22 protein-coding genes and 1 pseudogene are annotated in these 22,825 nt (G+C 62.7%); 10 read left to right on the top strand and 13 right to left on the bottom strand.

Annotation, left to right across the window (positions count from 1 at the left end):
• Nucleotides 1-76: 76 nt before the first annotated feature.
• From L2Y96_RS12220 to L2Y96_RS12240, 5 genes are all read right to left on the bottom strand, one after another.
• A complete protein-coding gene (locus tag L2Y96_RS12220) occupies nucleotides 77-529 on the bottom strand; it encodes a hypothetical protein (protein WP_247325960.1) in 453 nt (150 codons plus the stop codon).
• 657 nt (nucleotides 530-1,186) lie between these two features.
• Nucleotides 1,187-1,597, bottom strand: coding sequence for a hypothetical protein (locus tag L2Y96_RS12225; RefSeq protein WP_247325962.1), 411 nt, complete (start codon nucleotides 1,595-1,597; stop codon nucleotides 1,187-1,189).
• A gap of 32 nt (nucleotides 1,598-1,629) precedes the next feature.
• Nucleotides 1,630-1,833 carry a hypothetical protein gene (locus L2Y96_RS12230; RefSeq protein ID WP_247325964.1) on the bottom strand — a complete coding sequence of 68 codons (204 nt, stop codon included), beginning with the start codon at nucleotides 1,831-1,833 and terminating at the stop codon, nucleotides 1,630-1,632.
• Between the two features lie 162 nt (nucleotides 1,834-1,995).
• Nucleotides 1,996-5,037, bottom strand: a complete 3,042-nt coding sequence (locus L2Y96_RS12235) for a metallophosphoesterase family protein (RefSeq protein WP_247325966.1) — start codon at nucleotides 5,035-5,037, stop codon at nucleotides 1,996-1,998.
• A 286-nt stretch (nucleotides 5,038-5,323) separates the two neighbouring features.
• Complete coding sequence (locus tag L2Y96_RS12240) at nucleotides 5,324-6,073, bottom strand: hypothetical protein (protein WP_247325969.1); 750 nt, start codon at nucleotides 6,071-6,073, stop codon at nucleotides 5,324-5,326.
• A 953-nt stretch (nucleotides 6,074-7,026) separates the two neighbouring features.
• Between L2Y96_RS12240 and L2Y96_RS12245 the strand changes: the two genes are divergently transcribed.
• Entirely contained in the window at nucleotides 7,027-7,476 is a 450-nt protein-coding gene (locus L2Y96_RS12245; RefSeq protein WP_247325972.1) for a PPC domain-containing DNA-binding protein, read from the top strand.
• 190 nt (nucleotides 7,477-7,666) lie between these two features.
• Here L2Y96_RS12245 and L2Y96_RS12250 read toward each other — a convergent pair whose 3' ends face one another.
• On the bottom strand, nucleotides 7,667-9,085 hold the full coding sequence (locus L2Y96_RS12250) for a PucR family transcriptional regulator (protein WP_247325974.1): 1,419 nt from the start codon (nucleotides 9,083-9,085) through the stop codon (nucleotides 7,667-7,669).
• Here L2Y96_RS12250 and L2Y96_RS12255 point away from each other — a divergent pair.
• From L2Y96_RS12255 to L2Y96_RS12275, 6 genes are all read left to right on the top strand, one after another.
• Entirely contained in the window at nucleotides 9,075-10,355 is a 1,281-nt protein-coding gene (locus L2Y96_RS12255; RefSeq protein WP_247325977.1) for a PucR family transcriptional regulator, read from the top strand. The genes L2Y96_RS12250 and L2Y96_RS12255 overlap by 11 nt on opposite strands.
• Before the next feature lie 101 nt (nucleotides 10,356-10,456).
• Entirely contained in the window at nucleotides 10,457-10,663 is a 207-nt protein-coding gene (locus L2Y96_RS23075) for a YtcA family lipoprotein (RefSeq protein WP_425492420.1), read from the top strand.
• Nucleotides 10,660-11,685 (top strand): HlyD family efflux transporter periplasmic adaptor subunit, encoded by a 1,026-nt coding sequence (locus L2Y96_RS12260; RefSeq protein WP_247325979.1) that lies wholly within the window; start codon nucleotides 10,660-10,662, stop codon nucleotides 11,683-11,685. Before L2Y96_RS23075 ends, L2Y96_RS12260 begins: the two co-directional genes overlap by 4 nt.
• Nucleotides 11,686-11,761: 76 nt before the next feature.
• A complete protein-coding gene (locus L2Y96_RS12265) occupies nucleotides 11,762-13,384 on the top strand; it encodes an FUSC family protein (RefSeq protein ID WP_247325981.1) in 1,623 nt (540 codons plus the stop codon).
• Between the two features lie 163 nt (nucleotides 13,385-13,547).
• Nucleotides 13,548-14,798, top strand: a complete 1,251-nt coding sequence (locus L2Y96_RS12270) for a TolC family protein (RefSeq protein ID WP_247325983.1) — start codon at nucleotides 13,548-13,550, stop codon at nucleotides 14,796-14,798.
• 59 nt (nucleotides 14,799-14,857) lie between these two features.
• Nucleotides 14,858-14,989 (top strand): transposase, encoded by a 132-nt coding sequence (locus L2Y96_RS12275; protein ID WP_247325985.1) that lies wholly within the window; start codon nucleotides 14,858-14,860, stop codon nucleotides 14,987-14,989.
• Nucleotides 14,990-14,998: 9 nt separating this feature from the next.
• Here the strand turns inward: L2Y96_RS12275 and L2Y96_RS12280 are convergent, their stop codons facing one another.
• The gene (locus tag L2Y96_RS12280; protein ID WP_247325987.1) at nucleotides 14,999-15,397 is read right to left on the bottom strand and encodes a helix-turn-helix transcriptional regulator; all 399 of its coding nucleotides are present in this window, start codon (nucleotides 15,395-15,397) and stop codon (nucleotides 14,999-15,001) included.
• 206 nt (nucleotides 15,398-15,603) lie between these two features.
• On the opposite strand from L2Y96_RS12280, the gene L2Y96_RS12285 reads away from it, so the two are divergent.
• The 3 genes and pseudogenes from L2Y96_RS12285 (at nucleotide 15,604) to L2Y96_RS12295 (ending at nucleotide 17,377) form a co-directional block, all read left to right on the top strand.
• Entirely contained in the window at nucleotides 15,604-16,548 is a 945-nt protein-coding gene (locus L2Y96_RS12285; RefSeq protein WP_247325989.1) for a helix-turn-helix domain-containing protein, read from the top strand.
• 88 nt (nucleotides 16,549-16,636) lie between these two features.
• Nucleotides 16,637-16,789, top strand: a pseudogene (locus L2Y96_RS12290) (transposase); the annotation flags it as partial.
• A 135-nt stretch (nucleotides 16,790-16,924) separates the two neighbouring features.
• Nucleotides 16,925-17,377, top strand: coding sequence for an SRPBCC family protein (locus tag L2Y96_RS12295; RefSeq protein WP_247325991.1), 453 nt, complete (start codon nucleotides 16,925-16,927; stop codon nucleotides 17,375-17,377).
• Here the strand turns inward: L2Y96_RS12295 and L2Y96_RS12300 are convergent.
• The 6 genes from L2Y96_RS12300 to L2Y96_RS12325 form a co-directional block, all read right to left on the bottom strand.
• Nucleotides 17,352-18,650 carry a Na+/H+ antiporter gene (locus L2Y96_RS12300; protein WP_247325993.1) on the bottom strand — a complete coding sequence of 433 codons (1,299 nt, stop codon included), beginning with the start codon at nucleotides 18,648-18,650 and terminating at the stop codon, nucleotides 17,352-17,354. The genes L2Y96_RS12295 and L2Y96_RS12300 overlap by 26 nt on opposite strands.
• Nucleotides 18,651-18,686: 36 nt before the next feature.
• Complete coding sequence (locus L2Y96_RS12305; RefSeq protein WP_247325995.1) at nucleotides 18,687-19,181, bottom strand: DoxX family membrane protein; 495 nt, start codon at nucleotides 19,179-19,181, stop codon at nucleotides 18,687-18,689.
• Nucleotides 19,174-19,974 carry an HvfC/BufC N-terminal domain-containing protein gene (locus L2Y96_RS12310; RefSeq protein WP_247325997.1) on the bottom strand — a complete coding sequence of 267 codons (801 nt, stop codon included), beginning with the start codon at nucleotides 19,972-19,974 and terminating at the stop codon, nucleotides 19,174-19,176. The genes L2Y96_RS12305 and L2Y96_RS12310 overlap by 8 nt, the downstream gene beginning before the upstream one ends.
• On the bottom strand, nucleotides 19,971-20,984 hold the full coding sequence (locus L2Y96_RS12315; RefSeq protein ID WP_247325998.1) for a hypothetical protein: 1,014 nt from the start codon (nucleotides 20,982-20,984) through the stop codon (nucleotides 19,971-19,973). The genes L2Y96_RS12310 and L2Y96_RS12315 overlap by 4 nt, the downstream gene beginning before the upstream one ends.
• Entirely contained in the window at nucleotides 20,977-21,900 is a 924-nt protein-coding gene (bufB, locus tag L2Y96_RS12320) for an MNIO family bufferin maturase (RefSeq protein ID WP_247326000.1), read from the bottom strand. The genes L2Y96_RS12315 and bufB overlap by 8 nt, the downstream gene beginning before the upstream one ends.
• Nucleotides 21,901-21,974: 74 nt before the next feature.
• A complete protein-coding gene (locus tag L2Y96_RS12325) occupies nucleotides 21,975-22,307 on the bottom strand; it encodes a BufA1 family periplasmic bufferin-type metallophore (RefSeq protein ID WP_247326002.1) in 333 nt (110 codons plus the stop codon).
• Nucleotides 22,308-22,825: the final 518 nt, after the last annotated feature.

Consider the following 22,825-nt stretch of genomic DNA (forward strand, 5'->3'; position numbering starts at 1 on the left):
AATCGAGTGGGCGACGATACATCCCTCTTCGTCACACTCCCCCTCAGGGCCCAATCTGAACGCGCCCGCCAACGTTCTAGTGGCCCGTCTTGGCTGATCTGGTCGATAGTGTTCGTTTGACTTCGTCATAGGCTGCCTTCGCCTCTTTCATGGGCGCCGAATTTCCGCAGTTGTCCACGAAGGCGTCCGTCGGCGTCTTAATGATGAACAGCAGATTGGGCACACCCAGGTCCATGGGATAGCGCGCCGACGTATTCTCGGAATAGAGCCACAAACTCTTCGGCGCCGGCCCTTTGAGTACCTCGTTCACCTGGACAACGTAGATCGTGAAGATGTAACCCACGGGATCGTCAGGATCGGGGACCAAATGTTCTTCTGTGGCGGTTCCGACCACCACCATGGAGCTGTCGTGGGCTTCCTTCGCTATGGAGGGCTGCGCATCCAGGCAAGTGGCGAATGTAGCGCCGGGCATCAGGGACACCAGCATCCATGCGCAGGAGCAGGCAATGGGGCGAATCGGGCGGTTCACTGGGTGTCCCCTAGGCAGTTGACGTTGTCTGGAATCAAGCTCGAGGTCCCCGCCGAAGCGCCTGGCTAGTCTACTGAACGATTGTCATCGGATCCCTCGCACGCGCGCGACTCGATGAGGTGTCGCAACCATAACCGTCCCGCGGGCGGGCCATATCAGCCTCTGAGACGTGATGGGCGATTCTCTCTTCCGGTGACATGCCTCGCCAGGCGTCGAGATCGACGCAATGCTTGTCTACGGCGCCAGCGAGGCTACCTATTAGCCGTACTGCACCTGAGATGCCCTGGCTTCGTGAGTCAACCATCGGTAGCCGCGGCGCATTGGCCTGACGCAACGCACCGGGGAGGCGAACTTGCGCCTTTGCACGATTGCCAGCGGATTGGAATAAGGTGCCGCTGGCAAAGCGACGCCCCCACCTCGCAGCCTACGCCTACCCGCAACGCACGGCTTAAAGCGCGTCTCCACCCAACAGCCCTGCCTTAATTGAGGGATACCGACCTTGATCCAATCGACTGGATTGCGCCGACCACCATTCGTACTTACGATGCCGCCATTCCTGCGCGATGTCAGACATCAGGACTCATTGGCCGCTTTGCCGTGCGTCGTAAGGCACTCCATGCTCAGCATTTCCACGAACACTTCGTAGTGGAGAAGTTATCAGTGAGGGGGCGGGTCGAGCGCGCTGGAAAAGACCCCCAGCAACAGCCAGGTGCCGCAGGCAAACGACAAGAGGGCAAGAACGTCAATGGCCACATCGAGCCAGGCTTGATTGTTCACCCACGCCCAGACTTTGTACCAGCAATTGCTCTTGAACGCCTCATCTTCCACGCCACGGTACATGTACCAGGCGGCCCACTTGTTGATGAGGGCACCGGCGACCTGGAGAATCACGCCGCCAAGAAAGAAAAAGACAATGCCCCTGGCGTGACCGGAGTCACCGATGGCCTTGGCGACTTTATCGTTGGTGAGAAACACCACTGGGCCACCGATGCCGTAGGCGACCATCCACGCGCGGAAGGTCTTTGAGTATTCGGCATAGTTGGCGTAGTAGATCTCGGGGTCCGGCATCTTATCACCCGTCAGTCCATTCGCCGGCGACCTCACCGGAATAGCGCCCGCAGGAGGGGCCAGAGACTGACCGTGGTCCGCGCATACGAACGGCTGTAGGCCGCATTCCGTGGATTGGTGAGCCAGCCGCACCCATGTGGCGCATTGACAGCAAGCGAATAGGGGATCATGCGCTTGACCGCCATGAGTGCCGCAAGGGATTTCTTCAACGATGGTGTGCGGATGCCGATTTTCATGTGTTTACCTCAGTCAATGCTGCATTCGTCGTTGTCTGAGGCACACCCGGCGCCCGCGTTCCACACCACTCCTCCGTCGACAATTGCCCGACACCGACGATTTCGGTGCCCGTATCCTCTGCCGCGGGGGAGCCGCCGGTCGCTCCAACAGCCCCCAGCTCCTCAACCACGTCCGATCCTCCGCTGCGCGAGCGCCTGGAACGGAAGTGACTCGATACGGAAGCGGTCGAGAACGGCCCGTTTGAGCTCCTCTCGCACCGGAAAGAGGTAAAAGCGCCTCAGCAGGAACCGGCGCAGCACCGACTGCGGCAGTGGTGGCGCATGCCGAAGGGTGTCTTTCTCGAACTCCAAGACCTTGTCGGCGGGGAAGTCCGAGAAATGCTCAAGGGTTGTAATGAGCCTGAGCAGACGGCGCGTGTCAGTCCCGCCGAGGACGTCATCCAGGGTACGGGTAAGCGTCTCGGACCCAACGGCATTGGCAATCTTGATGAGCGTGCCCACGGTCGTTGACGACACAAACGATGGAAGATACGTCTCGAGCATGCGAGTGATGTCGGTCTCAGTGAGCTCCGGGTCTTCCTTCCTGAGCTGAATGGCACGGAAGATGAGCATCTCGTTGCCATTTTCACCCATGAATTCGTGCAGGAACGACAGGATGCGAAGGCCAAGGGCAACGCAGGTGTCGGCCATGCGTGCCTTCTCATCGCGCTCGATCTCACCGGCATGGTTGCGCAACACTTGGCCGAGGACCTGTAGCGTCTTGAACGCGCCATTCATGGCGAGGGCGTCATTGAGACGCTGCTGCAGGCGTTGCTCAGTCACGTCGTAGACGTCGCGCTGGGCGCAGTCGGCGTCAACTTCGTCCTGGTGATGGGACTCCAGCTCAAGCGTGCGGCTACCCGTCAACAAGACATGGCGGACATTGCCCGGGCTGAGGTCCGGTAGCGGCCCCTTGCGATCAAAGAGGTCCACCTCGGGCTTTTCGGCAAAGAGGCCTTCCGCGTGAACCAATATCTTCTCGGCGATTCGGACGTCACGCTGGATGTGGGCGAGGAACAGGAGAACGTTGGCAGAGCGTTCTGTGTGGATGGACGCGACCAGCGCGTCAATACGGGGCTCGAGGCGCACCCAGTCCGTTTGCGACAGATGCCTTGCAAAGAAGTAGTAATAGTGGAACTCGTAGCAGAAGCGGACACATGACCCGCTTTCGTCGAGTAGGTCCGCTGCCACGAGCTGGGCCTGCATGGTGCGCAGCGATAAGCCGAGGTGGAACCGTTCGCAGTGGGCGACATGGAAGCGCTCGAACTCCTCCTGGCTCAACTGCTCGCGCCCGAGCGCATCGAGATGGGCAGCAAACGCAACGAGATATGCTTGGGATGTCACCACATCGCACGCCGAGACTTTCTGGAGCGCAGTGAGGATCATCGACTCGTAAAGGAAGCCATGCGAACCGCTCTGGACGACGGTATCAAGGTCCTGGGCAAGTTCTGCCCGCTGCAGGATGATGAGCACGAACACCGGCAGCGCCGGAAGCAGGTTGCGGCCAAGGGTCTCATCGACAACCTTGCACAGCTTAGCAGCCACGATCTTGCGCGGGTCATCGTTGCGCAAGGGCTCGGCACCAATGGCAATCCAGCGCTCGATGAGTTCCATGCGGTGGGATGCCTTGCTGGGTAGCAGGTCAAACAGCTCGGTGTCGCTGAAGTGCTCGCTTGCAAGGAATTCCTCGAGGGCAACCTCCATGCCGGGGTAAGCGTCGACCATGAGGTAGATGGTGCCGAACTGGCGGGCCAGCAGGCGGACCCCTTCGGCAAACCCGGTCTTGAGCTGTGGCAGGTCGAAATCGTCGATGACCAGCGCCCTAGAGGCGGGCGGTAGCTGGCGATAGACATCCCGTGATTTCTTCCCGTAGAAGAGATCCACCGCCTCGTCGAACCGCTCTTCGAGCGCGCGTTCGCGCCAGCTGGAGACATGCGTCGCCGAGAAATAAATTGGGTGAACACCCGATCGCTGCATGCCAAGCATCATCATCTTCGCCAGGGAGGTTTTTCCATGGCGCTCGCCGCCACGAATGATGACCACCGGGGACCGCTTACCCGAGACAAGGGACGCCGCCGGGATGACCAATGCGTCCGTGAGCAGCTGGCCAGTGTCCTTTTCGGGCCTGCCTGGTTTGATGTCAGGCCATACGTAGATGTCTTGGAGCCTCAGCTTCTCGACTCGACGATGCGTATAGTTCGCACCGGGACTGGACAGGAACCCAAGGCCGTCAGCCGATAGGCTCAGCGCGCCAGCCGCGCGGCCCGGCCACATGAGCATCTCCGCCTTCGAACGCTCCTCCCAGAGTCCGTAGTGGTCTCCGCGCCAGGCATACGCCCTCGGCTGGTATCCGGTTTCCTGGTCGAGATAAATGGTCTGGAACGCACTCTCGTCGGGATGCTTCGCATCGTGGAAGACATGCGCATGGAGATACACCATGCTTGCATCCTCGTGCAGGTTCGACACGCGTTCAGCCGTATTGATGTGCTCATGGCCCATCAAGAACAGGTCGCCAGCCAACGGGGCCCACTGGGCCAATGGCCAGTGACTTTCCGGTGTGAGCCAGTTGAGGGGGTGGTGCATGACCAACACCGTCCGGCGACTGCCATCGTAGTCGAACGCCGGCGTCGGCATGTGCAGCTTTCCTGCCACCTCCTTGAGCCGGGAAGTCACGGCCGAGTGCAGAACGACATAACGGACAGAGCGCAACTCATGGACGGTCAACCACGGCCCCTGATCGTTCCCGGTGGACGTCCATTGCCGGGCGAAACTGCGGTAGTTCCCGAGCACCGAAGCGACACCCTCGGCAATACCGTCGGTAATGGCATTCGGCGCTGTTTCGATGTTCTTGAGCAACACGTCGCGGACCGATTGATCCTTCGCCGAGAAATCACAGTCGTGATTTCCGGCGGCCAGCACATGCACTGGCTTGCTGCCAGTCCTATCAAGGATGGCGCTGTCGAGTGCCGCGAGAAACCGGCCGGCGGCCGAGAAATCCCCGACTGCCCCCGTTGATGCGATGTCACCACTGATGACGATATGCACCTCGTCAACGTCCATCAACGGCGACAGCGCTGCGCTCGTCACCTTGGCGGCACGCTCTTCCAGTCCAGGCACCTTGTCGTCGAGGTGCATGTCGCTCAGATGCAAAATCAAGATACCCACTGTGATCCCCCTGTCCCCGGGGCTCCCCAGCCCCCATCACATCATCAACGTCATCTGATTCTACGGGAAGCCTCCGGCCGCAGATCCCTTGATGCAAATTCGGCAATACCTAGCCTGGGACATCGTCGTCATCGAGGGCATCGATGCGGATGCCCGTTTTGAACAGAAACCCGATGACCGCAGGAGTGTGAGCGTAGGCAATAAGCGTGCGACTGCGAGCACCGACCTGCCGGAAGCCTCTGAAGCCAGCAAAATGTGCATTGCAGGATGTTCGCCGCAACTATTATTAGTCACCAAGCTGATTGTGAGGAACAAAGCCAACAACCCCCTCGCGAACCAGTCTGTCTATCAGCCCCTTAGGGACAAGTTGACGGCGCTCAGTGACGGCTTGATGGAGCGCTAGAAACCAAAGGTATTTTTCTTTATGAGCCGGATTCGATGCCATCAAGCTCTGGGCGCGGTTGCCGGCTGAAAGCAGCCAATATCGATTGAACGGGTTGACGATGTTTCGGTCCCTAAAATGCAAAAGAGGCGTGACTACTACCGCATCAGGATCGCCGAGCAACTGCGGATACCAAAGCTCATCGGCAAGCTCAATGTCGTCCGCCAGCATAACGGCAGGTATCGAAACCATGCTTTCTAGTTTCACCGCTCGGACTAAAGCATCACTAACCACCAACAGGTCGTTACCGCGCTTACGCTCCCAATATCGTCCCTTCGCAATTCCGCCCCTCAGCATAAGGTCAGAGGCGAGAGCAAAGAACCAAATTCCTTGAACAGCCTTTAGGACCGGCCTAAGCTCCTTCCCGACGATCAAGATGGAATCTGAGTACATGGTGATCTTTACCTCGCTCGAGGCGAAGATATCTTGACCCAACAACCGAGCCAGGCCCTTATAGATCTCCAGAGTCCTATCGAAGTCGGACGCAACCATGCTCGAGAAACCAAGAATGTCGCAGAAGGCGACATAGTGCAGTTCGGAGTCTTCGGGCAGTGTCGTCTGGTCGAAGCTCTCGTCGGAATTCGTCTTCTGCATTTTGCAACTCCCCAATTCGTATCTGTTGTCCGTGGAGGCATGCTGCCGTATCGAACGATAATTTGGGGCCGGCTAGTCGCCGCCGACCCGACCTCCGCGCGCTGCTCATCCTTTGCAAGCATGTGCAGGAGCCCCTCGCGCGGACAGACCAGTACCTGCCCCTGACCGAGCCACCGCGTACGGCCTACGCACCGCGTGACCTGAGCACACCATCGACCGTAGCCGTTCGCTGGCAGGGATATCTTCGTGGGAACGAATATAGGGATGAGAAATTTCTTCCCATAAAATCCACATGATTCATGGACTTATTCGCATTTCTGGCGGAGAGAGTGGGATTCGGCGGACTCACTCTCCGCCAACGCCTCGGGCCAATTTCAGGTGTACCGGAATGTGTCCCGGATCGTAACTTCCCTGCCCGGTCTGTCAAGCAATCCAAAAGAAGATCCCGGCCGGTCCCTTGACGAACTCCCAGACCAGGGTAAGTTGAATTCAGACGGAGCCCATTTGCCGCCGGTCAGGTGGTTTAGAAATTGATGCTGATGCTGCGTCGACAAGGCCGCCCCTCGGGGCGGCTTTTTGAATGTCCCCACCACCACCGGCTTCCGCATGAGCTCGCCACCTATCCGCCGCTAAGCGTTGTAACGCGGCCGATGCTGTCTGTCGTCACGACACCTGCCCACGCCCGGTGTGGATCATTGGCGAAAGGACGCACTGGCGGCATCGATAGTGGACCGCGCGCCGTTGCCTTCAAGGCACGAGTGACCCACGGCAAGACCGACCCAACGCGCAACTGGGATGGTTTGGCTTTACGCTCAGGCTTAGGAAGGCCGGATGCGCGCGACGGCGCACGCCCGTTGTCGCTTGACGTCCCATTTATTCCGCGTGTGTTCCTATCCTCGACGCTCAACCGGCATCTGGCCGGCATCGGCACACACCGTCTCCGGAGCACTGTTATGACCTCCCCTTCCCGTTTCGTCCCGACACCCACCGGATACCTGATGGTCCTCACCGAGGGCGATGATGTCCTTGGCAATCTCGAGCGCCTGGCCCGGGACTGCGATATCGGTGCGGCCACCTTCACCGGATTCGGTTTCGTCCGCACGGTCACGTTTGGCTTTTTCGATTTCTCGGCCCGCCAATACAAGCCGGCGACGTTCGAGGCGTGCGAGCTTGCGTCAATGACCGGCACCATCGCCTGGAAGGATGATGCCCCCTCCATCCACGCGCATGGCGTCGCTTGTGATGCTGCATTCGCTAGCCACGGGGGACACTTGCTCGCCCTTGAGGTCGGGACCGGCTCGGTCGAGATTGCCGTCGTCGTGGCTGGGCATGGGGACCGACGTCTGGTGCGCACGGTCGACCCGTCGATCGGAGCAAACATCCTCCGGCTGGATGAGACGTGAGACGGACCAGTCCAAGGTAATCACGCGCTGTGCCGCCCGATGTGGCTAAACGCTGCCCGCCACCTTGACGTTTGAGGCGGCGATCCTTCCGGTGATTGAGCACGTGCCCGACGATGGGACCAATCCCTCGAAAGAACGCCATCGATTGAGCAGGAAGGCCAAAGCGAGGAGCGACAGTGCAGGCTGCACATCACCCAGGGGGAATATGGCTATGCCGGAACAACCGCATCGCCACATCGAGCCGGGCAATCCAACCCGCCTCGTCGAGCCGCGCACCAAGCATGCTTTCGACGCGATCCAGGCGGTAGTTGAGTGTATTCGGATGAATCCCCAGTGCCGCCGCCGTCAGCCGGCGGTGCTGGGCCTGGTCGAAGTAGGTGGTCAGCGTCGTGAGGAGCTCAGGCTCCAGCGAGAGACGCTCGAGCAACGCGTTGAGATAGCGCAGGACGTTCGGGGCACGAAGCACGCCATCGGTCACTGCAATCTCCGAGTAAGGATAGACGACGCCGTCGCCACCACTGCGCATGCCCGCATCCAGTGCCTTGAATGCCTCGTCGGCCGAATCGGCCCAGCCCGAGGCGCCCGCATTCGACAGTCCCACGCCGACCGACGTGACCTCGGGAACCGACCTGACGATGCCTTGCGCAAGGCCAAGCAAGTGACGCTCGGTCGAAAGCACGGAGTCGCCCCGGTGCGTCGGGACCCAGACCACCAGCTTATCCCTGTGCATCATGTACACGAGCTCGTCGCTGGCCATCTTCAGTTGCCGCGCGATCCCGAGGACCACCTGGCCCAGCAGGGCATCGGTCCGGGAGGGAAACACATCGGGCAACCCAACGCCCATCACAAGGGCAACCCTCGGGATGGTCGGGTCGATACCGAGCGCCTCGCATACGCGCTGGAATGCAGCGGTATCACCCGGCGCGCCGAGCACCAGACCCAGCAACTCACGGCGCAGGGCTTCCTGGCCCCGGGTGCGCCGGTATTGCTCGTCGAGATACGCAGAACTCATGGTTTGCGCCACGGCATCGAAGTGCTCGAGCAGGTAGGGAGAAACCGTATACAGGAGCCCATCGCGCAGGTCGGCGTCATCGGCCAGCCCCGCCAGCGTGCTACGCCAGAGCGCCTGTGACCCGACCCGCACCGCAGCGAGGACCGACGACAACGGGAGACCCTGTTGTGCGCGCTGGCGCCCGCTGGCAGCCACGGTACGTGTGTCGTCCTCATTCGGCCCGTTACCGGTGAGCAACGTCTTGAACCAGATTGCGACCGTGCGACGGATGTTGCTGTGGACCTCGGCCGCGAGTGGTCCGGCCAAGCCCGCATACGCGGCATTTGACGCCAGGATCGCCCGGTAGACGGCATCCGCAATGGCCCCCTGCTCCTGCGCCAGGCGCTCCGTCGCGACCCTCAACTTTGCATCCAGTAACGGGATGCACCGCACCTCATCCACACGCGCCCCGCTGCACTGCCAGACCATCCACGGTTGTAACAGCGCATCGGCACAATCCCCATTGGCAAAAACGCGGTATTCATTGTGGACTTCCACCGTGCGCGGAGAGGTCGCCAGCCGCACACGCTCGCCGCAATGAGGGACAATGACCTTCATGACCACTCCGCGACTGCACGGCCACCTCGTTGCCCTGGGACAGCAGCTCGCCCGGGACCCATCGCACATCGTCGCCCGGCTCAATGAACGGCTTGAGGCGACCGAGCCGGGCTATGCTGCGCTACCCGCACACGTCAAGCAGGATGTGCGCGAATTCATGCATTTCTCGGCCCACGTCTGGTTTCGAACCGTCCTCGACGGATTGCCTCCGACCGACTCGGACTGGGCCACGGTTGACGCTTGCGCGAGGCGGCGTGTTCACCAGGGCGTGAGCCTCGGGGCGGTCCTTCATGCCTGCAGGCTCGGGTCCCGCGAGCTTTGGGTCGAATTGCTCAACACGGCCGACCAGCCGTCAGAGCGCAATGCACTGCTGGACGCCTTTTCCGTCTATCTGCTCGATTATTTCGACGACCTCGCCCAACGCATTGCATCAGCCTTTCTCGACGAGCAGTTCCAGCGTGCACGATGGCGGGACGCGTTGCGCCATCAGTTGCTCAACGTCATCCTGAGCTTTCCTGATGATGAGTTGGCGTTCCGGCACGCAGCCACGGCCCTGGGGCTCGAGGCGGCTGCGCCCTACGCCTGTCTTGCACTCGACATGATGCTCCCCGACACCCCTCCATCGCATCTTGAAGGGGAGCTCGACAGACTCCTGCTTGCGGTGTCGCGGGCAGTGGCGCTGCCGGCCGATGCCATGGTGCGCGCCCTGTATCGGGACCGGCTCGTGATCTGGATGCCTGCGCTGCGTGGCGATTCGGTCCTTGCCGCAGACAAGTCCATGCGCCAGCGCGCGCTCCTGCTGCAAAAAGCGCTCCCCGGCATCCGGCGTATCGGCATCGGCCTTGCAAACGCCGGTCCCCACGGGTGGGCGGAGAGCCTCGCGGAAGCATGCCGCGCACTGCAGGGTGCCGCGTCCACTGAAGTGCCTCAGATGGTCTTTTCGTATGCAGACATCGTCCTCAACGAAAGTGTGATGCGGTCCCCGGCGGCGCTCCGGTATCTCGACGCGGTGGTCGAGCGGCTGTCGCACGACCCAGACCTTTTGCTGACCCTGTCGACGTTCCTTCACGAGGGGCAGCATCGTAAGCGAACGTCACAGCAACTGGATATCCATCCGAACACCCTGAACTACAGGCTCGCCCGCATCGAGGAAATCCTCGGCGCGTCGCTTTCGGACGCGGCGTGGCTAGCCCGGCTGCAGGTCGCCCTTTCGCTGCGCCAGGCGAGCGATCCCACCGCGCGGTGGAACCCGGCCCCGCCGGGAGATTGAGCATGGGCCTGTGCAAACCGCCAGATGAGCTGTGGGTTTGCACAATGGAATTCATGCTCCCTCCGCTTTAAAACCTGCCGATACCGCACGGCAGGTCTCCCATGACGTTTTCTCCCACGATTTCGGTTTTTGGCTCCTTCTTTCCCACCTGGCTACTGCTTGTGCTTCTGGGCATCATCTTTGCCGTGGCAGTGCGTCTGGTTTGTACATTGACATCGTGGCATGAGGCCCTGCCCGTCCCCGTCCTTTTCTACGCCGCGTGTGCGGCTATTTTCGTCTTCAGCGCGTACCTCGCATGCCTCGCATGAAGGCAGGACACGGCGCCGGTTGGGTCGCTACACTCATCGCCGTCGTTCTGGCGGTAGCGCTCTTTGGCCTCGTTGTCGGCCGGCTCGCGGCGCGGCCACGCACGCACGTCGCCTCGCTCTATGCCGAGAGCACCGCGGTCGCCCCAGAGGTCACGGGGCGGCTGTCTACGCTCTTTGTCCGCGAAAACCAACGCGTCCATGCGGGGGAGCCCCTTGCGCAGATCGACCCTGAACCCTTCGATCTCCGCGTGCGCCAGGCGCGCGCGCAGGTTGCTGCGCTCGAGGCGCAACTGGGCGTCGGCACCCGCGAGGTCAGGGCCCAAGGGTCGGGGGCGGATGCGGCAGCCACGAACATCACGCGCGCGCGCACCCAACTCCAGCTCGCCGACGAGACGGTCCGACGCCTGGCACCGCTGGTGGGTCCAGGCTTTGTCACCCGCCAGAAGTTGGATGAAGCGGAGGCCAACCGGCGCTCCGCCGCGGCCGCGCTCGACGCAGCCATCAAACAATCCGACCAGGCGCGCACGGGCATTGGCGACACGCTAAGCCTGGAGGCCCAGCTCGATGGTGCACGTTCCTCCCTGCAGCTGGCCGAACGCGACCTACGGCTGACCACCCTCCGCGCGCCGTTCGACGGCATCGTCACCGGCCTGGCCCTCGCCGAGGGTACGTTCGCCTCCGCCGGCCACCCACTCTTCACGCTGATCGATTCGCGCCATTGGTACGCGATCGCCGACTTCCGCGAAACCGACCTGCCCCGCATCGCACCCGGCGACGAGGCTTCGGTGTGGGTCATCGGCGATACGACCCACGCGCTGCCGGGTCATGTCATCAGCCTGGGCCATGGCGTGCACGGGGAAGCCAACGATGGTCCGGGGCTGCCCTCGGTCGAGCGCTCCCTGAAATGGGTGGTCATCGCCCAGCGCTATCCGGTCCGAATCGAACTGGACCACCCACCCGCCGAGCTCATGCGCGTGGGGGCCACGGTCACCGTTGTCGTTCGGAGGCAAGGTGGCCACTGACACACGAACGCCGTGGTTGGCGATGGCCCGTGCAGACCTCCGCATTGATGGCCACCGATGGGGCCGCATGGTACGAATGACCGCCTGCGCAACCGTGGTCGCGACGGCCTTCCTCGTCTTTCGCGTCCCGCTTCCCGCTTATGGCGCGTACGTCGTGCTCATGGCGTCCCAGCGTGACATGTCGACGTCAGCGACCCAGTCGGCCGGGGCCTTCGTGGCCGGTCTGGTATCGATAGCGGCCAGCCTCCTGCTCTACATGCTGGATATCGGTGAGCCGGCGCTGCGCATTCCGCTCATGGCACTGGTGATGTTCCTGGCCATGTTCGCCTCGCGAACGGAGCGTATCGGACCGGTGGTCTTCCTCGCCGGGTTTCTTCTCGTCGTCACGCAGACACTGGTCGACCAGATACCGGATGCCGAAGCGCTGACGCATCTCCTGCTGTGGCTGCTGCTCATCCTGGGCGTGGCATGTGCGCTGGTCCCTCTCGTCGAATATGTATTCGGCCGGTCCGCGAGCGCGGTTTTCGAGGAAGGCCTGGATGCAGCACTTCGATCACCGCCCATCGAGCCTGCGCGCGCGGACATCTCCGTGCGAGAGCTCGCCGCCCTGGCGTCCCGGCTCGGTGAAGACGCCGGGACGCGACTGAGCACGACGTGGAACATTGCCACGTGCACCACGGTGGCGCGGCGGATGCCAGACTCCACAGGCGCTCACCTTCTTGCCCGCGCCGAGGCCCTCCGCTCATCGCTACGCCACCCCGCGCCCGTTACCACGTCGGTCGCTGCGAACGAAGGCACGTCGTTCGACCACGTGGGAGGCATCCGTTTTGCACTCAAGGCGACCCTCGCGGCCATGACGTGCTACGTGCTTTATTCCGCGCTCGACTGGTCGGGTCTGCGCACGTCTATTATTACGTGCTTTTTCGTCGCGCTCGCGAGTACCGGGGAAACCGTCCACAAGCTTGGGCTACGCCTCTCTGGCGCAGCAGTCGGAGGTTTCATCGCTGGCGTGACCATCGTCTTCCTGTTCCCCGTAATGGACGACATAGGCAGCTTCATCGTCCTTTTCTTCCTCGTGACGCTGGGTTGTACCTGGATAGCCACGGCGGGCCCATTGGTAGCCTATGCCGGGCTCCAGACGGCATTCGCCTTCTTCCTTGGGGTGCTTCAAGACACGGGCCCGACGGATGACCTGACGGTCCTGCGCGATCGTCTGGTGGGCATCCTGCTCGGGAACATCTCCATGAGTGTCGTGTTTGCAACACTCTGGCCAGTCAGCACGCAAGGTAACCTTGAGCGCATTGCATCCCGCCTGCTTCGTCGACTTCGCCATGTCGTCGCCAGCGCCATGCCAGCGCATCCGGCAGATGTCATCAGGACAGGCGTAGACCTGGAAGACATGGGACGCCTGGCCGTCATTGCATCGTTTGAGCCAGCTCGCGACACGATTGCGCCAACACAACAACAAGACCGCCTGCACGCGCTCACCCGGGTCGCGGCGTGGACACTGGCGGTGCCGGACCTGGCCGTGAGACGCGATGATCGCGAGTGGCTTTGTTCAGCACTCGGGTGGCTTGAGGGTGACGCAGATGATCGCATGGGTACCTATGTGTTCCCGGCGCCGCGCCCGGGTGCGTTCCCCGCCGACCTTGTGGCGGCTATTGCCACGCTCGATGCGAGGCCAGTCCGTGTCTCGTAGCCTGATGTGCTCGCTGCTCGTGCTTATCCCAGCCACTGCGCTGTGCGCGCCACCGCCGATGGCGCCACCGTCGCCCACCCGGCCCTGGCCGCTGCCAGAGGCGGCGCCAATCGCCCACGGCCCAGCGATCGACGTGTCACGCGCGCCATATGATCTCGCCGGATTGATCGACCTGGCCCAGCGCATCAACCCGGAGACACGCCAGGCGTGGGACGAGGCAAGGGCTGCTGCCGCTGGCGCCGGCCTTGCTCGCAGCGCCTACCTTCCGCAGCTTGCCGTCGAGGCGCTAGCAGGCGCGCAGCGTACCCCGCTGCCGGCCCCTGCCACCGTCGTTCCCAAGGGCTATTTCGTATCCGACACGCGGGAATTCATCCCTTCGCTGACAGTCAAGTGGCTGCTGTTCGATTTCGGGCGCCGCGATGCGGCCCGCGACCGCGCGGATGCAACCCTCTTCGTCGCCAATGCAGCTTTCACCGGCGCGCACCAGACACTCGTGTTCACCATCACCCGCGACTACTACGCGGTGCGCGCAGCGCAGGGCAAGGAACGGGCAGCGCAAAAGGGGCTGGAAACGGCAACCGTCGAACAGAAGGCGGTCGCGGCACGGCGAACGCACGAGCTGGCCACCGTGGTAGAGGTGGCCCGAGCTGAGCGGCAGGTGGCACAAGCCCGCCTCGCGTTGGTCAGGACAGGCGCGGCCAGAACGGTCGCGCTATCCGCGCTCCTCGCCGACATCGGCTTGCCGTCGGACACGGCGCTTACCCTGGCGCCGGACGACATGGCGACCCTTCCGCTGCCGCCCGCCTCGGACGTGGCCCGGTACGTCGATGCGGCCCTCGCGCGGCGGCCCGATCTGCTGGCAGCCCAGGGGAAGCTGGCGGCCGCCGAAGCGGGCGTGCGCGCTGCCAAAGCCGACGACCGTCCGACCGTCTCGTTGCTTGGCCAGGCCTTCCTCAACGATGGGCGGTTGCGCTCGGATGGTGGCCCCTGGTCGTCCGTACATCGCCCCGGCGGCGCGCTCATCGTCCAGTTCAGCTGGCCGCTTTACGACGGTGGGCTGCGCCGTTCGTCACGTCTTGCCGCTGAGGCGGTCCGGGATGCCGCACAGGACAGCCTGAAGGCCATCAGGCGGAAGGCCGAGAAGCAGGTCACAACCGCCTTCCATACGCTGGAGACAGCGCTTGCCGAAGTCGAAGCGGCGCACGCGGTGAGCCTGGCGGCGACGGTGTCGCACGACGCGGCGCTCAGCGCGTACCGCCATGGACTTGCCACCTTCGACGAGCTTTCGGCAGAAGGGAACGCGCTGGCCGCGGCAGAGGCGGACGAGGAAGACGCGCGCGCCGACGCATTCGCTTCAGCGGCCGGACTGGCCCTCGCTACCGGGGAAGCGGGTCCTGGTCCGGGTGCCCCGTGAGTGGGCCGCCGCCGCAGCCGGCCCGGGAACACGGTACCAAACGGCGATACCCCACCCACGTGAAGACCGAAGCCGTCCGGCGGGTACGCGAGGCCCGCGAAACGGTCGCCGCCGTTGCACGGGATCTGTCTGTCAAGGCCGGCAGCCTTTACATCTGGTTGCGCAAAGCCGACATTCTGGACCAGCCATAAGTGATGACGTTATCGCGCGGACGCGAGGACCGGTCGCGTGCCATCTCGCTCGCAACGCCAACGCTTTGGCGGTCGCCCAACCACCCTCTTGAACACGTTGGAAAAATGCGACTGGTCCGACATTCCGCATGCCAGCGCCACGTCGGCAAGCGGCATGTCCGTGGTGACCATCAGGTATTGCGCGTAGGCCATGCGCCGGCGCGTGATGTATTGCCCCGGCCGTTCGCCGAACGTTGCCTTGAAGCTGCGGTAGAAATGCCCGACCGAAATGTTCAGCAGGCCAGCCACGGCGGCCATGTCAACGCGTTCGCCCAGGTGCTGCTCGATGTAATCAATCACCACCTTCCCGTGTATGCCCGACAGGCGGGACGACGATTTTGGCCGCACATCCATCAACGACTGCTGCATTGCGCCATCAACCATCCGGTTAAAAGAACAATTTGGCGGCAAGACACGGCCAATGGCATTGGGGATTTGAACAATGGATATTGGGTAAATCTCTTGCCGCCCTCCGCGCCCGCGAGAAGCAAGGCGCGCCTATTTGCGGCAATACCGCGCAAGAACGTATCCCTGTCGTCGCGGGCACAATCACGCCATCTACCGGACACAGCACGATGTCCCAGCTGACCCCGAATCCGCCAAAGGCCCGGACCGCGCTTTCCATTGACGCGATCCTGCATGCCCGGCCTCAACTCCCCGTCGCCACGAGCAGGGGCCGGGGCTGGGCTGGCGTAACCCTGGACGTCCACCGCAGCTATTCGAATGTGGCCGAGTCTTACGCCCCGCTTGATCACCACATGGTGCATCTCTGCACGTCGGGTGCGTCACGCCTTACCCAGATCCGGGGCGGCCTGGTCGACACACGCACCATTCGCGCCGGCCACACACTCATCATGCCGGCGGGTTACTCGTCATCCTGGGAGGGGGACGCTGCCCCTTCGGCGCGACTGCGCATCCCGACGTCCCTGATTGCCGAAGCGGCCGAACAGCTCGGTGAAGCGGCACCCGTGCGGGTGGAGGTGGTCAATGTGTTTGACACATTCGACCCGACCGTCGGCCGCCTGGCCCAGGCTTTTGTCGCAGAACTCGATCTCGCGCCCCACCCCTGCCAGCGTCTCATCGTCGATGCCCTCTCGAGTGCCCTGGCGGCGCACCTCCTGCGACGGTACAACGTCTTCCGGCCAGTCGAACGACAACGCACCCGGGGACTCGGCCGTGCCGAGGTGGCCCGGCTCACCGACTACATCGAGGACAACCTGCACCGTCCCATCGGGCTCGCCGAATTGGCCGCGATCGTCGGCGTAAGCCGCTTTCATTTTTGCCGCGTCTTCAAGCAGACGATGGGCATCACGGCGTTTGCGTTCCTTGAGGCGTGCCGCATCCGCCGCGCCCGTCAGTTGATGGTCGAGACAGCGCTGTCGCTGGCTGATATTGCGCTCCTCGCCGGGTTTGCTGACCAGAGCCATTTTACGCGGCGGTTTGCCTTCCATGCAGGGATCACGCCTGGTGCCTTTGCGCGAGAATACGGACCGCCCCGCTCACGCGTGCGCTCATCCTGAGCGCAACCGACGCCCAGACTACGCAACACCAGACCAGCGCACGGAAGTAGCGTGGGCGTAGCATTGGGTGTCGAATGGAGGGAAGCGCGTGCGTACGAAGCGGTTCTCCGAGCAGCAAATCGCCAATGCCCTTTCCCGGCTGGCAACCGGGTGCGAGCCCCAAGTCGTCTGCGACGACCTGCAGATCACGCGCGAGACGCTGGAGGCCTGGCAAGGTCGCTATGCCGACACAGCGACCCCCACCGCGGCGCACCTGCGCAACATGGAAGCGGAGCTCGGCGCATTGAAGCGCATGTACGCGGAACTCGCGCTTGAAAACCAACGCCTGAAGGCATTGATTGCCGGGAAGCGATAGCCCACCCCAGCGAGCGCAAGCATGCCAGAACACGTCTACACCATCACGATCCGCGCACGCCCCGAGGCCGTCTTCGATGTGTTGGTGGATTTGCACCATTACAGCAACTGGCTTTCGCATTCCGCAGTGTTTCGGGGCACACAAGCCATCTCGGACGGGCCCATCGCGGAAGGTACTCGCTACACCGAGCGCAGCCCGTTCGGGACGCGTAACGGTGTCATCGTGAGCCTGCAGCGCCCCTCGTGCATCGCCTATCACCAGCCAATGGCTCTCAGGCCAGCGTGGTTGGGATACCTTGACATCAACGTGACGGACACCCTGACCGGTATCGGCCCCGACACGGAGCTTTCCCGGAAGCTCCGCATTTGCGCGCATGTGCCTGTGCGTTTTGTCATGCACGCCATCCACTGGTTCTTTGCCGGCGAGATAAGGCGGATGCACGCGCAACTCAAGGCATACGTCGAGCGTCGCTGAGCGGAACCCTTCGACGGTCGGTGAGGAGGTAAAGGCCGAGGGATGCGCAGACCAGCGATACCACAATGACGCCAGCGGCCAGAAAAATGGAGAGGTCACGGGCTGGCCACGGCTCCCCTGAACCGGTCTGGAGGGGGATTGCCATGGCCGCCGCAAGCGTCACGGCACCCCTCGCGCCTGCCACTGCGGAGATGCCCACCACGCGAAGTTCGGCGAGCGTAAACGCACCCCGCCAGCGCTGCCCTGTGGGTTGGCGAAAACGAAGCGCCACCCATGCCCATAATGCTCGAATCAGCGTGAGCACGGCGCAGATCGCCGCGACGTATACCCCAAGCCACCAGAACTCGTCTTTTGCTGCCTGGCCGAGTGCCCGGTTCGCCGCACCAATGATCGCTGGTAACTGTTGGCCAAGCACAACAAAAATTGCGCCGTTGCCCGCGAACGCCACGGCGTCCCATACAGCACGCCGCCGGATGCGCGTCACCGCCGACGCCCGCCCTGCCCGCTCCTCGACACCCATCGTGATGCCCGCCGCGACGGCCGCGAGGATGCCCGACGCATGCAACGCATCGGCCAACAGGTAGGCCACGAAAGGAATGATGAGACTCACCAGGACCTGTACCCCCACCTCCTCGCCGAGCGAACGTGCGACCCAGTCCTTCGCCGCGTTGGCAACCAGGCAGACCGCGGCGCCGACCATCAATCCAATGACTGCTACCCACACGAATGTGCCAAGGGCCTGAGGTGCGGAAAACGTTCCCGTGGCTGCCGCCGCCATCGCAAAGCGAAAACAGACGATTCCGGATGCGTCGTTGAGGAGGGACTCTCCCTCAAGAATAAGCATCAGCCTCGGCGGCAGGGGCAACCGCGCCGCCATGGACGTGACCGCCACCGTGTCGGTCGGTGAGAGTATGGCGGCCAATGCGAACGCACCCGCCATCGTGAATGTGGGAATCAGCCAGTGGATGAACGCGCCCACACCCGCGACGGTCAGGCAGACCAGGCCGAATGCGAGGGACACAATCGTCCCTTTGTCTGCGAAGAGCCCTTCCCGGGGTAATCGCCAGCCATCCAGAAAGAGCAGCGGCGCCAGGAAGAGCAGAAAGAACGTGTCGGGCGAGAGGCTCAAATCCAGGGGATGGGCAACATCCAACGCGCTCCCGAGCGCAATTTGCACGAGTGGCAGCGGCACGCGCTGGCCAAGGGCGCGGGTCAGCACGGCGCTCACCACCACCGTGGAGAGAAGGAGGACTGTGACGATAACGGTGTCCACGATTTCTCCGCATATACGATGGCTGGCTGGTCGCGTTCACTGTCCGCGTGGCAGACGACGCGACTGGAGAAGCCGGTCGAGCGAAAGTGGGCCGGCCCCCAGCGCCATTGCTGCCAGCGCGAGCGCAGCCCAATACAAATGGAAGTTGGCCCAACCGTCGGGGAACACAAGCTGGATGACGGACGTCATTACGAGCAGGCCAAAGGCTGCGGCGCGGGTCGCCAACCCCGCAAGCAATAGCGCAGGCAAGACTATCTCTGCACAGGCGACGAGCCAGGCAACCTGGTCCGGCCAGGGGATGGCGACCTGCGCATTAAAAATGTGGAGCTTGAACTGCTCTTCGAAAAGGTAGCTTGTCGCCGGCGACAAGCTGAACCAGCCATCCCAGCGCGTGCGCCCTGACCGCAGAAATGGCAATGCCAAAGCAACCCGCACCGCAACCGGCGCAAGCGCAGTGCCCATGCTGGCAAGAGCCGCGTGGACGTGGACCATCCACGGAAGGCGCGAAGGTCGAATTAAGCGGTCAATCACTGAAAATCTCCGGGGAAGAGAGGTCGGTACGCACGGCGACAACCATACGCGCGTCGATGAGGAGGCGCAGGTGAGAAACCAGGTCGAAGTCGCCGGCCCCATGGACAGCGAGTGTTGCGGCGGCGGTGAGATCTTCGCCACGCATCAGCCCGGCAAAGAACGCGGCGCCTCCGCGACCCAGACGGATAACCAAAACGTCCTGCTCTGGGCGAATGACAACGCAGCTCTCCTGCCCCTCATCCAGATGCACCGTCCGCATGGCGGAGGCATGGGTATTCGCTTCCCAGATGGACACCACAGGATAAGGCGAGTGCAGGAGACGCGCAGAGGGGTGCATGACGACCCGCGTATGCACATCCCCTGAGAGGGCCGCCATGAGCGCGCCCGGTTCGAGCACGGGCGACTCCCTCGCGTGGTACGCCTCGACCCAGGCCCGCTCCAGCCGCGCGACATCCCCGAGATACGGCAGCGCTGCGGCAGGAGGGAAACCGTCGATAAACGCCGCGAACGATGCGCCATATTCCGCCATCACAGGCGAGCCTGGTACCTCACCCACGCAATACGCCTTCGCCACGGCACGGAAGAACTCGGTGCCGACCAGCCTGAGGGTGACCGGATAGGCGTCCTCAAGCGTGAGCACCTGCCCCAACACCGCATTGTTCCGGTAGACAGCGAAGCGTCGTTCCGGATTCGGCGATGGACCACCTGCGATGCCTGCCGGAACGGGAAGTGAGGGGTCGAGCACGGCATCACCAAAACGTGACTGCCAACCACCTTCGGACCGGGCATTCATGGCACGGCGCCCGGCGGCAACGGCGGCACGGCCGATACCGCAGACCGGTGCAACACGTTTGACCAGAACATCTGCAGTTGTGCAAGGCCTCCCGCCGTTGAACTCCAGAGTGTTGAATCACACACCAGCAAGGTTCCGTTGAACACGCCCGGCCGCGATTGGAGCATGGCATCGAAGTCCCGCCAGCCGCCATCACAGAACGGATGTGGCGGCGCCGTTGGTTCGACCTGTTGCTGAACGAGTACGTCGAGGCGGTCCCGCGCCTGACCGACGCGCTCAAAGTGAGGGAGGTGCGGGTGCGCATTGAACGTCTCTACCTCCTTCAACAGCCCCCACCGGTCCAGTGCGCGCGCCGCCCGGAATGGCCACGGCGCGCCCCTGCTGTCGAGACGCGGACGCAGGCCAAAACGGTTCTCCACTGGCACGCCCAGCGCGGCGAGTACGGCCCGACCGAAGCCACCGAACCGCTGCTGCGGCGGAATGGAGCGGTCCCCATGATGGTGAAACTCCGTTTCCTGATGGCGCTCCCACACGTCTGGGGTCACGTCACTGGTGTCCCCTATGTCGTGATGCGGGCATACGAACAGCAGGTTGTCAGGTGCCCTGAGAAAGCGGCGGAGCGCTTTCATCTCTCCTGTTGAGGGGCGTTGTCGCGATTTCATGGAATCGAAGCTGACGATGATCAGAGTATCAACATCGCCCAAGAGCTCATCCGTCAATTCCAGGGTTCCGACGTTGTCGTCGACCCTTTCAAGCAGCAACACCGGGTGACGGGTAATCGCCTTCGCCAGATGTAGAAAGTTGTGAAAATTGGGGAGCTGGATGTGATCGAGGAACCCCGCAATCCCCTGGTCGATGTCAGGCGACCGCGCAAGGTGCTCAAATCGCGGGTACTGGATTCGGCGCGTCTCGAACAGCGCTGGGAATCGGTTGTTGATGTCGGCCAGCGCGGCGCCTGTCTCAAGCGGCCGGCTCCAGGAGAAGTAGAGGCACACCCGGTGTTCAGCCATGGCCGGCTCCGGGACGTTGCGAAGACCCCATGGCCGCCAAGATGCCGCGCGCGATGACGTCCGCGTGCGCTGCCTCGCCGACCAGCACATCGAGGGAGGGAACACTCGCGTCCCACTCGATCAGAGTCGGCCTGACCCCAACGAGGCTGAGCGCGGCTTCGTACAGCGCCCAGACGGACGATCCGACGCGACGGTCATGTGTGTCAATCAGCACTTCTTCGAGGGTTCCCTCGTTTTCCCGCTGGTGGCCTGCGAGGTGGAATTCACCGACGGCCCCGGCGTTAATTCGGCTGACATAATCAAACGGGTCTCTTTCATGGTTGGCGCACGACACGACGATATTGTTGATGTCGAGGAGGATGCCGCAACCTGTCCGGCCGACAATTTCATTGATGAAATCCGTTTCCTCGAAAGTACTCTCGTCAAAACGGATGTACGTGGCCGGGTTTTCAAGGAGGATGTTGCGACCAAGATGGCTCTGCACCGCGTCGATGTGCTCACACATCCGACGCAACGTGTCGTGCGTGTATGGCAACGGCAAGAGGTCATTGAGAAAGCCCCTCGGGTGCGTTGACCAGGCCAGATGTTCGGAGAACATGGCAGGTTCGTATCGATCGACGAGAGTTTTAAGGCGGTCCAGATGTGCACGATCCAGGGGCAGATGGCCGCCAAGTGACAGGCCCACTCCGTGAACGGAGATGGCGTAGTGCTCCCGGATGGCGGTGAGATACCGGTGCGGCGGACCTCCCGCGCTCATGTAGTTCTCGGCATGCACCTCAAAAAAGGCAACCGCAGGCCTGTTCTCGATGATTTCCCGGTAGTGCTCGGGCTTGAGGCTTATTCCACCCCATCGTTCCACCGGCATGCCGCGCGATGGACGATCGACAAGCGAAGAATCTGACCAGACGATGGACACAGTGCCGCCTTGAATTCATGTAAGTGCTTCTTGAGGACCCGTCCGGCACGGGCATCGCCGGACGGGGCGCGACATCAGACCCTCGGTGAGAGGCTACCCGGGCCATTCGGGGTGTTCACCGCGGTGCAGGTACCCTTCGGCACGAGCTTGAACGCGTTACCCTGATAGTCCTGCGTGCTCGTTCCAGCACACGTGGTGCCGGCGCCCGCATAGCAGTCGTTCTGCCCCTTCAGGGCAGTGCCAAAGCATGGCTCCACCTTTCCGGACTTGACCAACTGCGTATGTTCCGCCTGGATTTTCTTCTGGGCCGGTGTGAAGTCCTCGGCCATGGCGGTTCCACAACCCAGGCCTGCGACGACAGTGGCCAACGCGCTGGCGACAAGAAGGTTCATGGATCGGTTTGACATGGATGCATCCTCACTGGGATTGGGAACGGAGAGGCCCGATCGACGCGAGCCCCATGAAGATGTTGTGTCGAATGCCGCAGGCTTGATTGCATACCGTTGTGCAGCATGTCACGCGGTTGCGCCCGTGCGGCGTCACCGTCGGATCGGTCGACCGGCGTCACGCCGACTCCGCGCGTCGCTGCTCCTGTGCATCCATGCGGGCCGTCCCTGCGCAACCTTCCGATGTCGCGGCATGGGCCGGTGGTTTGAACGCCGCGGCGACACTCACTGGAATGATCCCTGGCATGGTCGGACGCCCGCTGCACAACTGAGCGCCCGCTCGCGCTCGTCAGAGCCCCTGTCCTCTGAGGCTCTCTTTAGCCCGGCACTCCCCTTCAAAGACGTGGGATCCCGCGCTTGCGATGCAATGGAGACGCCTGCAAAGCAGCGTCCAACGGATCGGCTCAATACGGTTGCTCCGGCCTGCCCAGCCACTGTGGCCAACGGCGTGGTCCTCACGTCTTCCAACATGAATCTTT

The sequence above is a fragment of the Luteibacter aegosomaticola genome (assembly GCF_023078475.1).
Taxonomy (GTDB): Bacteria; Pseudomonadota; Gammaproteobacteria; order Xanthomonadales; family Rhodanobacteraceae; genus Luteibacter; species Luteibacter aegosomaticola.